The 782-nt window shown below is 76.1% G+C and carries 1 protein-coding gene; it reads left to right on the top strand.

Annotated elements, in window-relative coordinates; all coding sequences use genetic code 11:
• Positions 1 to 782: Mur ligase family protein (locus tag HUW36_RS33730; protein ID WP_246248461.1), on the top strand; the 782-nt coding region annotated here is incomplete at both ends.

Here is a 782-nt window from a genome sequence, read left to right as displayed (position 1 = left end):
CGGGGCCGGCGCGGTGGCCGTGCTGACCGACCCGGCCGGGGTGGCGCTGGCCGCCGACGCCGGACTGCCCGTGCTGGTCGTGGACGACCCCCGGGCCGCGCTGGGCGAGGTCGCCGCCACGGTCTACGGCGACCCGACCGCCGGGCTGACCGTGATCGGGGTGACCGGCACCGCCGGCAAGACCTCCACCAGCTACCTGATCGAGTCCGGTCTGCGCGCGGCCGGACACACCACCGGCCTGATCGGCACCGTGGAGACCCGCCTCGGCGACCTGGTGGTGGACAGCGTGCGGACCACCCCGGAGGCCACCGACCTGCACGCCATGCTCGCGGTGGCCCGCGAGCGGGGGGTGGACGCGGTGGTGATGGAGGTGTCCAGCCACGCGCTCGCCATGGGGCGGGTCGGCGGGGTGCGGTTCGACGTCGGCGGGTACACCAACTTCGGCTCCGACCACCTGGACTTCCACGCCGACGAGGCGGACTACTTCGCCGCCAAGGCCCGGCTCTTCGACGGGCGCTGCCGGGTCGAGGTGCTCAACCACGACGACCCGGCGCTGCGCCCGCTGTACCGGCCGGAGACCGTGACGTACTCGGCGGCCGGCGACCCGACCGCCACCTGGTGGGCCGACGGGATCGACGGCGAGGGCTACGCCCAGCGCTTCACGCTGCACGGCCCGGACGGGCTGACCCTGCCCACCGCCGTGGCGCTGCCCGGCCGGCACAACGTGGCCAACGCGCTGCTGGCCGTCGCCACCCTGGTCGCCGCCGGCGTCGACCCGGCCG

Origin of the sequence: Micromonospora maritima (genome assembly GCF_902825405.1) — a bacterium.
Lineage (GTDB): Bacteria > Actinomycetota > Actinomycetes > Mycobacteriales > Micromonosporaceae > Micromonospora > Micromonospora maritima.
This window is presented reverse-complemented; position numbering and strand designations above follow the sequence as displayed.